12 protein-coding genes are annotated in these 13,248 nt (G+C 54.0%); 2 read left to right on the forward strand and 10 right to left on the reverse strand.

The genetic code is table 11. The features are described 5' to 3' along the window. Window positions 1–79: 79 nt before the first annotated feature. From nuoF to EDF82_RS09470, 6 genes are all read right to left on the reverse strand, one after another. On the reverse strand, window positions 80–1,417 hold the full coding sequence (nuoF, locus tag EDF82_RS09440) for an NADH-quinone oxidoreductase subunit NuoF (RefSeq protein WP_123755230.1): 1,338 nt from the start codon (window positions 1,415–1,417) through the stop codon (window positions 80–82). Continuing rightward, window positions 1,414–1,914 carry an NADH-quinone oxidoreductase subunit NuoE gene (gene nuoE / locus EDF82_RS09445; RefSeq protein WP_004865099.1) on the reverse strand — a complete coding sequence of 167 codons (501 nt, stop codon included), beginning with the start codon at window positions 1,912–1,914 and terminating at the stop codon, window positions 1,414–1,416. Before nuoE ends, nuoF begins: the two co-directional genes overlap by 4 nt. Window positions 1,915–1,916: 2 nt before the next feature. After that, complete coding sequence (gene nuoC / locus EDF82_RS09450) at window positions 1,917–3,725, reverse strand: NADH-quinone oxidoreductase subunit C/D (RefSeq protein WP_123755231.1); 1,809 nt, start codon at window positions 3,723–3,725, stop codon at window positions 1,917–1,919. An 89-nt stretch (window positions 3,726–3,814) separates the two neighbouring features. Continuing rightward, window positions 3,815–4,489, reverse strand: coding sequence for an NADH-quinone oxidoreductase subunit NuoB (gene nuoB, locus EDF82_RS09455; RefSeq protein ID WP_002913178.1), 675 nt, complete (start codon window positions 4,487–4,489; stop codon window positions 3,815–3,817). A 15-nt stretch (window positions 4,490–4,504) separates the two neighbouring features. Continuing rightward, a complete protein-coding gene (gene nuoA, locus EDF82_RS09460; protein WP_123755232.1) occupies window positions 4,505–4,951 on the reverse strand; it encodes an NADH-quinone oxidoreductase subunit NuoA in 447 nt (148 codons plus the stop codon). 649 nt (window positions 4,952–5,600) lie between these two features. Beyond that, window positions 5,601–6,527 carry a LysR family transcriptional regulator gene (locus EDF82_RS09470; protein WP_123755233.1) on the reverse strand — a complete coding sequence of 309 codons (927 nt, stop codon included), beginning with the start codon at window positions 6,525–6,527 and terminating at the stop codon, window positions 5,601–5,603. Between the two features lie 883 nt (window positions 6,528–7,410). On the opposite strand from EDF82_RS09470, the gene alaA reads away from it, so the two are divergent. Both alaA and yfbR read left to right on the forward strand, forming a co-directional pair. Then, the gene (gene alaA / locus EDF82_RS09475) at window positions 7,411–8,628 is read left to right on the forward strand and encodes an alanine transaminase AlaA (RefSeq protein ID WP_123755234.1); all 1,218 of its coding nucleotides are present in this window, start codon (window positions 7,411–7,413) and stop codon (window positions 8,626–8,628) included. An 86-nt stretch (window positions 8,629–8,714) separates the two neighbouring features. Further along, the gene (gene yfbR / locus EDF82_RS09480; protein ID WP_123755235.1) at window positions 8,715–9,314 is read left to right on the forward strand and encodes a 5'-deoxynucleotidase; all 600 of its coding nucleotides are present in this window, start codon (window positions 8,715–8,717) and stop codon (window positions 9,312–9,314) included. A 49-nt stretch (window positions 9,315–9,363) separates the two neighbouring features. Here the strand turns inward: yfbR and EDF82_RS09485 are convergent, their stop codons facing one another. The 4 genes from EDF82_RS09485 to yfbV all read right to left on the reverse strand — a co-directional run bounded on the left by EDF82_RS09485 (window position 9,364) and on the right by yfbV (window position 12,980). Further along, complete coding sequence (locus EDF82_RS09485) at window positions 9,364–11,196, reverse strand: SLC13 family permease (protein WP_123755236.1); 1,833 nt, start codon at window positions 11,194–11,196, stop codon at window positions 9,364–9,366. Window positions 11,197–11,272: 76 nt separating this feature from the next. Beyond that, window positions 11,273–11,944 carry a sugar phosphatase gene (locus EDF82_RS09490; RefSeq protein WP_154144199.1) on the reverse strand — a complete coding sequence of 224 codons (672 nt, stop codon included), beginning with the start codon at window positions 11,942–11,944 and terminating at the stop codon, window positions 11,273–11,275. Further along, on the reverse strand, window positions 11,944–12,438 hold the full coding sequence (locus tag EDF82_RS09495) for a YfbU family protein (RefSeq protein ID WP_123755237.1): 495 nt from the start codon (window positions 12,436–12,438) through the stop codon (window positions 11,944–11,946). The genes EDF82_RS09490 and EDF82_RS09495 overlap by 1 nt, the downstream gene beginning before the upstream one ends. A gap of 86 nt (window positions 12,439–12,524) precedes the next feature. After that, window positions 12,525–12,980 (reverse strand): terminus macrodomain insulation protein YfbV, encoded by a 456-nt coding sequence (gene yfbV, locus EDF82_RS09500; RefSeq protein WP_123755238.1) that lies wholly within the window; start codon window positions 12,978–12,980, stop codon window positions 12,525–12,527. Window positions 12,981–13,248 lie beyond the last annotated feature (268 nt).

The raw sequence follows: 13,248 nt of genomic DNA on the forward strand, positions 1-13,248 counted from the left end.
CATGCTTCCAAATTAAAAAATCGTTACCACTGCCTCATTCAGTTGCCGTCTTACCGCAGGCTGAATAAGTGTGTGGGAATCACCAGCGCGTCTTAAGCAGGTTCGGCTGAATCCCGTTGATAGCATGGGTATTGCTGAACTGCTGCTTAATGCCTGCTTCGAATTCGTCGCGGAAATATTTAATGGCGCTCTGCAGCGGTTCGACCGCACCTGGCGCATGCGCACAGAAGGTTTTCCCCGGCCCCAGGAATCGACACAGTTGCTCAAGTGTCTCGATATCCCCCGGCTGGCCTTCTCCGCGTTCCAGCGCGCGCAGAATTTTCACGCTCCACGGCAGACCGTCACGGCATGGCGTACACCAGCCGCAGGACTCGCGGGCGAAAAACTCTTCCAGGTTACGTACCAGCGGAACCATGCCAATCTCGTGGTCGACGGCCATCGCCAGTGCGGTACCCAAACGGCTCCCCGCTTTACCAATACTTTCGAATTCCATCGGCAGATCAAGATGCGCTTCGGTCAGGAAGTCGGTCCCCGCCCCGCCCGGCTGCCAGGCCTTAAATTTCAGGCCATCACGCATGCCGCCAGCGTAATCTTCGAGGATTTCACGCGCGGTGGTACCAAACGGCAGCTCCCATACGCCCGGATTTTTCACCCGGCCAGAGAAGCCCATCAGTTTGGTTCCGGCATCTTTGCTGGTTGAAATGTTCTGGTACCACTCAACGCCGTTGGCCAGAATCGCCGGGACGTTGCACAGGGTTTCGACGTTGTTGACGCAGGTCGGTTTCCCCCACACGCCGGAGCTCGCCGGGAACGGCGGCTTGGAGCGCGGGTTGGCGCGACGACCTTCGAGGGAGTTAATCAGCGCGGTCTCTTCACCACAGATGTAACGCCCTGCCCCGGTGTGGACAAACAGTTCGAAATCAAAACCGGTACCGAGGATGTTTTTGCCAAGCAGACCGGCTTCGGTCGCTTCGGCAATTGCCCGGCGCAGGTGTTGAGCGGCTTCAATGTATTCGCCGCGCAGGAAGATGTAGCCGCGGTACGCTTTCAGCGCAAACGCGGAAATCAGCATGCCTTCCACCAGCAGGTGCGGCAGCTGCTCCATCAGCAGGCGGTCTTTATAGGTGCCCGGCTCCATTTCATCGGCGTTACACAGCAGGTAACGGATGTTCATGGACTCGTCTTTCGGCATCAGGCTCCACTTAAGACCGGTGGAAAAGCCTGCGCCGCCGCGTCCTTTCAGACCGGCGTCTTTTACCTGATTGACGATCTCATCCGGTGCCAGGCCCAGCAGCGCTTTACGAGCGCCGGCGTAGCCATTTTTGCTCTGATATTCATCCAGCCACACCGGCTGTTTATCATCGCGCAGGCGCCAGGTCAGCGGATGCGTTTCGGCAGTTCGGATCACTGTCTTCATTTATACTGCTCCAACAGGTCAGGAATCGCCTCCGGCGTCAGATAACTGTGAGTATCCTCATCAATCATCATCGTCGGCCCCTTGTCGCAGTTGCCCAGGCAGCAGGTCGGCAGCAGAGTAAAGCGGCCATCAAAGGTGGTTTGACCCGGTTTGATGTCGAGCTTTTTCTCGATAGCGGACTGGATCCCCTGGAAGCCGGTGATATGGCACACCACGCTGTCGCAATAGCGGATCACGTGGCGACCAACCGGTTGGCGGAAGATCTGGCTGTAGAAGGTGGCGACGCCTTCGACGTCACTAGCCGGGATGCCCAGTACGTCAGCGATCGCATAGATCGCGCCATCCGGCACCCAGCCACGCTGCTTCTGAACGATCTTCAGCGCTTCAATGGACGCCGCACGCGGGTCTTCGTAGTGGTGCTTCTCGTGCTCAATGGCCTCACGCTCTGCCGCACTCAGCTCAAAAGCCTCGGTTTGTGGTTGTTGATTCTCGTGCATAATTAGCGGTCCACGTCTGACATAACAAAATCGATACTACCCAGATAGACGATCAGGTCGGATACCAGGCTGCCGCGAATAGCCGCCGGGATCTGCTGCAGGTGCGCATAGCTCGGCGTACGGATACGGGTACGATAGCTCATGGTGCTGCCGTCGCTGGTCAGGTAGTAACTGTTAATACCCTTCGTCGCTTCAATCATCTGGAAGGATTCGTTGGCCGGCATGACCGGGCCCCAGGAAACCTGCAGGAAGTGCGTGATCAGGGTTTCGATATGCTGCAGCGTGCGCTCTTTCGGCGGCGGCGTCGTCAGCGGATGATCCGCTTTGAACGGGCCTTCCGGCATGTTATCGAGACACTGCTGAAGAATACGCAGGCTCTGGCGCAGCTCTTCAACTTTCAGCATCACGCGGGTATAGCAGTCGGAAATACCGCCACCGGTCGGGACTTCAAAGTCAAAGTTTTCATAGCCAGAATATGGACGCCATTTACGCACGTCGAAGGCAATCCCGGTCGCACGCAGGCCCGCACCGGTGGTACCCCACTCCAGCGCTTCTTTGGCGTTATAGGCGGCAACCCCTTTCGAACGGCCGATCAGAATGCTGTTACGCAGCGCGGCTTTCTCGTAAGAGTCCAGACGTTTTGGCATCCACTCAAGGAATTCACGCAGCAGGCGATCCCAGCCACGCGGCAGATCGTGCGCTACACCACCGATACGGAACCACGCCGGGTGCATACGGAAGCCGGTAATCGCTTCCACCAGATCGTAGATCTTCTGACGGTCGGTAAAGGCGAAGAACACCGGGGTCATCGCGCCGACGTCCTGAATAAAGGTCGAGATGTACAGCAGGTGACTGTTGATACGGAACAGTTCGGAGAGCATGACGCGAATGACGTTCACGCGATCCGGCACGGTGATCCCGGCCAGCTTCTCTACCGCCAGTACGTAAGGCATCTCATTGACACAGCCGCCGAGGTATTCGATACGGTCGGTATACGGAATGTAGCTGTGCCAGGACTGGCGTTCGCCCATCTTTTCAGCACCACGGTGGTGGTAGCCGATGTCCGGTACGCAGTCGACGATCTCTTCACCATCAAGCTGCAGAACGATACGGAACGCACCGTGCGCGGACGGGTGGTTCGGGCCGAGGTTAAGGAACATAAAGTCCTCGTTTTCGGTCCCGCGCTTCATGCCCCACTCTTCCGGTTTGAAGGTCAGCGCTTCCATTTCCAGATCCTGCTTGGCCTTGGTCAGCTCAAACGGGTCGAATTCGGTGGCGCGCGCCGGGTAGTCTTTACGCAGCGGATGCCCTTCCCAGGTTGGCGGCATCATGATGCGCGTCAGGTGTGGGTGGCCTTCGATATCAATGCCAAACATTTCCCAGGTTTCACGCTCATACCAGTTGGCGTTCGGGAACAGTTTGGTAAAGGTCGGCACGCGCAGATCGTTTTCGGACAATGCTACCTTGAGCATGATGTCGCGATTACGTTCAATGGAGATCAGGTGATAGAAAACGGAAAAGTCCGCGGCGGGTAACCCGTCACGGTGGGTGCGCAGACGCTCGTCCATGCCATGTAAGTCAAACAGCATGACGTAAGGCTTCGGCAATTTCTTCAGGAAATCACCCACCTCCAGCAGCTGTTCACGCTTAACCCAGACCACCGGAACGCCGGTGCGGGTTGGCTGAACGGTAAAGGCATCCGGCCCAAAACGATTGCGCAGTTCGCCGATCACCGGGTCATCGAGGTGATCGCGGGTTTGCCAGGCGGGTGCGGCATCATGCGCATGTAAATCGGTCATATTGTTCACCATTGCAAAAGGTCCGTGGTGACTGCCGGGCGGGACTTCGCGCTGTTGTAGATTGATTTGCGAAGTGTTGTTCCACCGCCCGCAGGCGCAAGTTAAATCTCGTCCGGCGTCCGCAGATTGGTCACTGCAATGCGTTCACCACGTTTACGCTCGCGTTCCGACTGCATGTTGGCGCGATACACGCCCTGATCGCCAACCACCCACGAGAGCGGACGACGTTCTTTACCAATGGACTCCTGCAGCAGCATCAGCGCCTGCATATAAGCTTCCGGACGCGGCGGACAGCCCGGGATGTAAACATCAACCGGGATAAACTTGTCCACGCCCTGGACGACAGAATAAATATCGTACATCCCGCCAGAGTTAGCACATGCGCCCATGGAGATAACCCACTTCGGCTCCAGCATCTGATCGTAAAGACGCTGAATAACCGGCGCCATTTTGGTGAAGCAGGTACCGGCAACGACCATCAGGTCAGCCTGACGCGGGGAAGCACGCAGTACCTCGGCGCCAAAACGCGCAACGTCATGCACCGCAGTGAATGACGTCACCATTTCAACGTAGCAACATGACAGGCCAAAGTTGTAAGGCCAGATTGAGTTCTTACGGCCCCAGTTCACCATGTCGTGTAGCGCGTGTTCGAGCTTGCCCATATACACGCTTTTGTTGACTTCTTGCTCCAGGGGGTCGGTGACGATCTCCTGTTTCTGCAGGGGGTAACGGTCGTTCTCACCGTTAGGATCTATGCGGGTGAGCGTATAATCCATCTTATTGCCTCGCTTTTACTGCATATGACGGTTAGTGGGACTGTCTGTTTCTGAGTTAACCAGCGTGCGACGGGAACGCGCAGGCGTCCAGTCCAGTGCGCCGATACGAACGAGGTAAACCAGACCTGCCAGTAGCACTAAAATGAAAATTGCGGCTTCCACAAAGCCGACCCACCCGCTCTCGCGAATAGATGTCGACCATGCGTAGAGATACAGGGCTTCCACGTCGAAGATAACGAAGAACATGGCAACCAGATAAAACTTCGCAGAAAGACGTAAGCGAGCCGAACCAACGGAGTCGATCCCCGATTCAAACGGCGTGTTCTTGCTCCGCGCGCGCGCGCGACCGCCGAGGTACCAGCCCCCGATCAGCATCAGGCAGCACAGGCCGATGGCAATGATGAGAAATATAGCGAATGCCCAATGATGAGCGATGACTTCAGTGGATGTTGACATACGCATTGCTTAACCAAAAAAGTGTAGCGCTTAACCCTCTGCTCTTACTGGCAGATGAACGCCACAGCGTTTCACGGGAGGAATAAAAAAATAACCTTGCAAAAAAGCGTCCCTACTTAGCGTAGAAGGCTGTATGCGGTGGCTTTTTACCCCTTTCTTTAACCTTTTGTCAACTTCAACAAAAGTTTTAACAACATTAATTTACATTAGCTTTTTTTCATTAACATTAAATGCCCTTTTATGCGAAATAACCTTGCATACAAACCGGATTTAGTGTTGTTGAATCGTGTCCGTTTCTGTTGTAAATCAAAATACCCATCTATTTTGACAGGATTCAGCCTCGATTCCTCCCCCTAAGGAGGGGTATTTTCTTGATCTGCGACACGGTTTTGTTAATTAAATCCATAAAACAGCAACAAACCTGTCGGTTTTTTAACATTAGCATGAAGTATTGAAAGTGCAGGGAAAAGTAGCGAAGTTAGTACGCCATTAAACGTAACAGACTGATAAATAAAATAATAAAGTAACAAAACGCTGAAAACGACTGTAAAATAAGGAAAAAAAGAGCCACCGCGGTGAATTTAAACCTTAGTGGCGCTTTTTTCACACTTACAATTTGTTACCAGCTTTTTGTGATCTGAGCGACTTATTCCGTTCAGGAAACGAAGGTACTGTCTCCCCCTTCAGGGGTAAACACGGCCTCAGATGACCAGGGATTATAATCCTGGCTCAGCGACTGGAAGATGGCCTGCGCCGACTCGCTCGCCTGCTGTGGATGACAGCTCAGCACATACTGCGTGTCCGGTAATCCTGGGAGTCCTTCGTTTTTACCAACCACACGTAATTCCGGGCTCATCATTTCAACAGGCCGGGCCGTAACGCCCAGACCGGCTTTAACCGCCGCTCTCACGCCGGTCAGCGTCGTCGCCGAGTGCGCCAGATGCCACGGCGTGCCGGCAGCATTCAGCGCGGCAATGATATCGGTACGGAACGGACCCGGCTCTTCGAGCAGGACCAGCGGAACCGAAGCCTCGTGAGGCAGCACATAATCCGCCGCGCAGTACCATAGCGTAGGCGAAGTGCGCAGCATCAGCGTATCGACGTTGTCACTCTGGTGGGTCGTCAAGGCGAGATCAATCTCGCCGCTCGCCAGCATTCCGACCACGTCCGGGTGATTCAGAACTTTGATTTCCAGCGTCAGCTTGGGGTAAAACCCACCGATCCGGCTTAATAAGAACGGCAAAATCGTATCTGCCGTTTCATCAGAAGCCCCGATGGTTAAGACTCCCTGCAGACCACTGAACATCAGCGACATACAGGCTTCATCATTGAAGCGCAGAATTTTTCGTGCGTAGCCCAGCAGCTGAATGCCCTGCTCGGTCAGCAACTTATTGCGCCCGTGACGGGCAAAGAGCTCTTTGCCAACCAGTTGCTCCAGACGCTGCATTTGTTGGCTGACGGCAGACTGGGTACGGCATACTGCGGCCGCCGCAGCGGCAAAGGTACTGAGATCGGCAACGGCAACGAATGTTCTCAACAGATCAAGATCAAGATTCAGTATCGGACGATTTGCATTTATCATATTTTTCACTCACAGGTCGCGAATGCTAACCTGCCTCGTTGATGCTGTGCTCCAGGTTTCCGGCTATTCCTTGAGCCTTGTGCCAGCCAAAAAATGAATGGCAACTGGAAGAACGTTATTGCATTTGAAAGTACTCGTTCGCGACAAGTGCGCGAAACCTCTGAGTAATAAATTATTCGTACTTCTACGCTTTATTGCCCTGAACAGATATCTGTGACGTTATTCAAAAAAAACATCATCAAGCGCAGTAATTGGCTCAGAGCACAAATCACCGCCTCTGGCAGCGAGCGCAAAGACAAACAAAAACCTGCAATAACAATATATTAATAACAACCTGAGCAAATATCAGGTCCTTGTTCGATATTAACGGTCGTATCCTAACCGAAAACTGAATTATTGATAAGATCTAATCATTATTATTAAAGCCAATTTTAAATTTTTTTCAGCTCTTTAATTAAATTAACAAAAACAGAGGCCTGACTTGCGTAAAAAATAAAAGTTTTTTAGTTTGTTAAATATTCTCATTAAATAATTTTAACATTAGCGCTACAGTCAGCACACTTAAACAGTTATACACCATTTCGCCTGCCCCGTTGCCTGTCGGGAACAAAATAACCACGACGGCGCTTCGCCACCGATTCAAACCATACAAACGTTCAAGACAACGGCAGACTCACACAATATTTGACCACGATTTTACCATCCAAAGGCAGATTCTATAAAAAACATCGCCATCAGGCAGGCAAATTGATTACTCCAAAAAAATCATAACGGCAAAATCTTCTCCTGCTAACCCTTCAAAACATCGGGGATGAAGAGTACATTGTTCCGTGCTGACTTCCACGGCAGGGAGTGGCGATAACAGCTAAAAGGTCAAAGGTTCATGTCCCCTATCGAAAAATCCAGCAAGTTAGATAACGTCTGTTACGACATCCGCGGCCCGGTTCTGAAAGAGGCAAAACGCCTTGAAGAAGAAGGCAATAAAGTCCTGAAACTGAACATCGGCAACCCGGCTCCGTTCGGCTTTGACGCCCCTGACGAGATCCTTGTTGACGTTATTCGCAACCTCCCGACCGCCCAGGGCTACTGTGATTCAAAAGGCCTGTACTCTGCGCGCAAAGCCATCATGCAGCACTATCAAGCCCGCGGTATGCGCGATGTGACGGTCGAAGATATTTATATTGGCAACGGCGTCTCGGAGCTGATTGTCCAGGCCATGCAGGCGCTGCTAAACAGCGGCGACGAAATGCTGGTTCCGGCCCCGGATTATCCGCTGTGGACTGCCGCGGTTTCACTCTCCAGCGGCAAAGCGGTGCACTATCTGTGCGATGAATCCGCCGACTGGTTCCCGGATCTTGACGATATTCGCGCCAAAATCACCCCGCGCACGCGCGGCATCGTGATCATCAACCCGAATAACCCGACCGGCGCAGTCTACTCAAAAGAGCTGCTGATGGAGATCGTCGAGCTTGCCCGCGAACACAACCTGATCATTTTCGCGGATGAAATCTACGACAAAATTCTGTATGACGAAGCGCAGCACCATTCGATCGCCGCGCTCGCCCCTGACCTGCTGACCGTGACCTTTAATGGTCTGTCTAAAACCTACCGCGTGGCCGGTTTCCGCCAGGGCTGGATGGTTCTGAACGGGCCGAAGAAACACGCCAAAGGCTATATTGAAGGGCTGGAGATGCTGGCATCCATGCGTCTGTGTGCCAACGTGCCGGCGCAGCACGCCATTCAAACCGCCCTCGGCGGCTACCAGAGCATCAGCGAATTCATCGTGCCTGGCGGCCGTCTGTTTGAGCAGCGCAACCGCGCCTGGGAGTTGATCAACGAGATCCCTGGCGTCTCCTGCGTCAAACCGAAAGGCGCGCTGTACATGTTCCCCAAAATAGACGCCAAGCGCTTTAATATCCACGATGACCAGAAAATGGTGCTCGACTTCCTGCTGCAGGAGAAAGTTCTGCTGGTTCAGGGTACCGCCTTCAACTGGCCGTGGCCGGATCACGTGCGTATCGTTACTCTTCCGCGCGAAGACGATCTGGAAATGGCGATCTCACGCTTTGGCCGCTTCCTCTCCGGCTATCATCAGCTCTGATACTCTGTCCCCGCCGCCGGTATTTGCATCCGGCGGCAATCCCTGCGCACAATAGCACCCGATGTTGTCACTGATTAAGGGTTCCTATGAGTCAGAGTCATTTCTTTGCCCACCTCTCCCGCCTGAAGCTAATCAACCGCTGGCCACTGATGCGTAATGTACGCACCGAAAACGTCTCCGAGCACAGTCTGCAGGTGGCGATGGTGGCACACGCGCTGGCAGCAATAAAAAACCGCAAGTTTGGCGGTCAGGTCAACGCCGAGCGAATTGCGCTGCTCGCGATGTACCATGATGCATCGGAAGTGTTAACCGGCGATCTCCCGACCCCGGTGAAATATTTCAACTCGCAGATTGCCCAGGAATATAAAGCCATCGAAAAGATCGCCCAGCAAAAGCTGATCGATATGGTCCCTGACGAACTGCGCGACATTTTTGAGCCGTTGATTGATGAACATCACTACAGCGAAGATGAGAAATCCATCGTCAAACAGGCCGACGCCCTCTGTGCTTACCTGAAATGTCTGGAGGAGCTTTCAGCCGGTAACAATGAATTTTTACTGGCGAAGGGCCGGCTTGAAAAAACGCTTGAGTCACGCCGAAGCCAGGAGATGGACTACTTTATGCAGGTGTTTGTCCCGAGCTTCCAGCTGTCGCTGGATGAAATCAGCCAGGATTCACCGCTGTGACGGTTTCCCCGGTCGGCAAACGCCGGACCGGGGAACGCTCACCAAGGGATCAGAACGGGAACAGCACCGGGATCAGCAGCACGCACACCACCATCACCAGCACCGTGAACGGCACGCCGATTTTCACGAAATCGCTGAATGAGTACTTACCCGGCCCAAGCACCAGCGTGTTCACCGGTGACGACACCGGCGTCATAAACGCCGCTGACGCCGCCATTGCCACCACCATGGCAAACGGATACGGTGACACCTCCATCGACCTGGCCGCTGCCAGCGCAATGGGCGCCATCAGTACCGCCGTGGCGGTGTTAGAGATAAACAGGCCAATTGCCGCGCACATCACAAACAGGCAGCCGAGCATCAGATAAGGCCCTTTGCTACCGGCAACATCCATCAGACCTTTCACCACCAGATCCACGCCGCCGGTTTTCTGCAACGCCAGCGCAAACGGCATCATCCCGACAATCAGAATAATGCTGGGCCAGTGAATCGCTTTGTACGCGCTCTCAGCGTTAATACAGCGGAATTTGCCCATCAATAAACAGGCAATGATCGCCGCAATCGGGTTGGGAATTTCGTCGGTCAGCATCAGCGCGACCATCAACACCAGGCAGAAAATCGCGTGCGGAGCCTGGCTATGCGCCGGCGACGCGTCGTTCACCTCAACCGGCATATTCAATACCACAAAGTCGCGACCGCGTTTCGCCAGCAGGCCAATCTGGCGCCAGTTTCCCACCACCAGCACAATGTCGCCCAGCTGCAAAGGCTCATCAACCACCGCCCCATCGAGGGCTTTGCCATCGCGCTTCAGCCCGACGATATTGAGGCCAAAACGGGTGCGAAAGCTGATTTCACGCACCGTTTTGCCAATCAACTCCGAGTCAGGGATCAGCGAAACTTCAGCCATGCCGACATCCAGCGCCTGGTCGGAGAAATACTCGCCGCGCAGCACCATCGGTTCAAGCATCTGCTCGCCGCAGAACTGGCGCAAATCGACGTCCGACGCTGACATGTCGATCAGCAACACGTCGCGGGCGCGAAACTCAGAAACCCCGTTAACATTGACGATCACCCGGCGAAAGCGCCGCCAGCGCTCCACGCCAATGACGTTGGCGCAGTACCGTTCGCGCAGCTTAAGGTCATCCAGGCGCTGGCCGATCATCGGTGAACCCGGACGAATAGCCAGACGCCGGGCCCTGCCGGTCAAACGGTACTCTTTGATTAAGTCGCGAAAAGTACTTCTCGGGCGCCCGTCGCGGGTCGTTTCCCCTTCTTCGCCCCGCAGCATAAACCGGACCGCCAGCATGTAAATGACGCCCAGCACCAGCACCACCAGACCAATCGGCGTGACGCTGAAAAAGCTGAATCCCTGCAGCCCTTCACGTAACAACTCGCTGTTGACCACCAGGTTCGGCGGTGTGGCGACCAGGGTCATCATCCCGCTGATAAGGCCGGCGAAGCTGAGCGGCATCATCAGACGTGATGGCGACGTATTCATGCGCATGGAGACGCTCAGCACCACCGGAATAAAGATAGCGACCACGCCGGTGGAGCTCATGAACGCCCCCAGGCCGGCCACGGTCAGCATTAAGAAGACCAGCATTTTGGTTTCACTGTTGCCGGCAACCTTCACCAGCCATGACCCCATTTTGGTAGCAACCCCGGTACGCACCAGCCCATCGCCGATAATAAATAACGCCGCGATGAGGATAACGTTAGGATCGCTGAAACCCGAAAAAGCCTCGCTGAGCGTGAGCGTATCGCTGAGGACAAACGCGATAATCACTAACAACGCGATAGCATCCATGCGCACTTTTCCGGTGGCAAAGAGCACGATTGCTACGGCAAGAAGCGATAACACCCAAATCAATTCACCGTTCACAACTTATCCTTGTCAGATGATAGAGGGGAAAGTCTGGCATAAAAAAGCCCCACCGGTGCGGGGCTACATCATGAGATTAGCGTTTAAGACTGAGATTCACCTGACCGTCCTGCTGGCGCTCAACCACCAGACTTTCAAGGCTGGTCAGGACAAAATCGGCTTCGTCCAGACGCGGCGAACCGGCCGGCACATTCACCGCGACAGTCCGGCACCCGGCGGCCAGCCCGGAAAGCAGTCCGGCGGGGGCGTCTTCCACCACCACGCAATCCTGCGGCGCCAGGCCTAACAGTTCAGCCCCGAGTAAATAGGCATCGGGAGCCGGTTTACCGTGTTTAACCCGTTCAGCGGTGACGAAGATTTTGGCCTCCGGCAGACCGCCCGCGCGATGGCGGGCATGGGCAACCGGCACCGATCCTGAGGTCACAATCGCCCACGGGATCCCGGCCTCATCGAGCGTCGTCAACAGCGCAACCGCCCCCGGCAGTGCCGTGATGCCATCGATATCCGACGCTTCCAGCGCTTCAAGCCACAGGAACTCCGCCTGTAACTCCTCATCGCTACGTCCGGGTAAGAAATGGCGTAAAGAGGTTATCGCCTGCTTGCCATGAATGAAGTTCAGGACCTCATCGTGCGGGATGTCAAAACGATCCGCCCATTTACACCACGAGCGTTCGACCACCGGTAACGAATTCACTAACGTCCCGTCAAGATCAAACAGGAAACCTTTACACTGCACGGAAACCTCCATCAGGCATTAATAATTTGATTAATCTCGTTGCTGCTTAAATGATACTGACGCGGGCAGGCGTGCCAGGTGTTGAGCATCCGCTGGTACTTATCCCACATCGGCGTTTGCGAGTTGAACCCGTGGGTTCCGGCGTCGAAGTGGCTGTAGCGCCCTTCAACGTTAACGATAAAGCGGACATAGCCGAGGAAACGCGCTTCGGTTGCCACGTCGAACCCCAGGAAAGTGACCCGGCGTTCATCAATTTCACTGGCGTCCTTCAGGTTCGTCCAGGAGACATGCAGCGCATGATACATCTCCATGATATCAATGATGGTACGGCAGGTTTCTTCCGTCAGTTGGCCAAACTCGCGGTCCAGTTCGCGCATTTGTAATCCGTATCCACGCTCAATGATAGTCTGTAGACGGCGGTAACGTTCGGCGTTATCCGGGTCGAGCATCGTCATCATCTTGTACTGATTAGATAAAATCAGACGCTGCGCATTGGTCATTTCCATGTTTTGACTCCTGTGGCACTTTACGGCGTGAAAAAAGAAGGCGCATTAATCATGCGCCTTCTTTTATATGCGTTTTCATGATGGAATTACAAATCATCAAGGAAAGTTTTATCTAATTGTTTGAATGCGCGCTTAAGCGTGTCAGCTAAAGCCTGATAATCGGGCTTGCCGTCGACCGGCGCCAGCGCCTGCCCCGCCTCCTGCAATTTACCGCGTACTTCATAAAACCAGTTCAGCACCGTCGGCGGAAGCGGCGTGACCGAGCGTTTCCCCAGCCACCATAATCCCTGCATCGGCAGGCTCAGGGCAAACAGAGCGGTGGCGACGGCCGGACCCAGCTGACCACCGAGCGCAATTTGCCAGCACAGCGTGAAGACCGCGACCGGCGGCATAATGCGAATCGCGTAGCGGGTGGCGCGAATAATACGGTTTTCAATAAACACCGGGGCAAGGCGTTTATCCAGGGGCCAGGTCTTTGCATAGTGCTGCCCATGGCGGAACAAGCCAAAAAAACTCACAGGGCGATTCTCGGGACTGGACATGGCTTACCTCAACTTTACATATAAAACTTAAAAAAATTACGTAAAACACCAACTGTGCATGACAACGTTCAAAAGATTTTGGCAAAGGATGCGGCAATCAGGTATTCTGTGCGCACCTGAGGGGCGGTTAGACCCTTTTACCAGGTTAGTCAAATTATCGCATATTCTGCCATTGGCTGAAAATTATGCAAAATGACATAAAATCAAATGTACTGCTCCCATCTTGCCGAAAACAGAATAAGGCATGATGTTAATCATAAATGTCGTT

The organism is Klebsiella sp. BIGb0399, assembly GCF_003752615.1.
Lineage (GTDB): Bacteria > Pseudomonadota > Gammaproteobacteria > Enterobacterales > Enterobacteriaceae > Klebsiella > Klebsiella lignicola.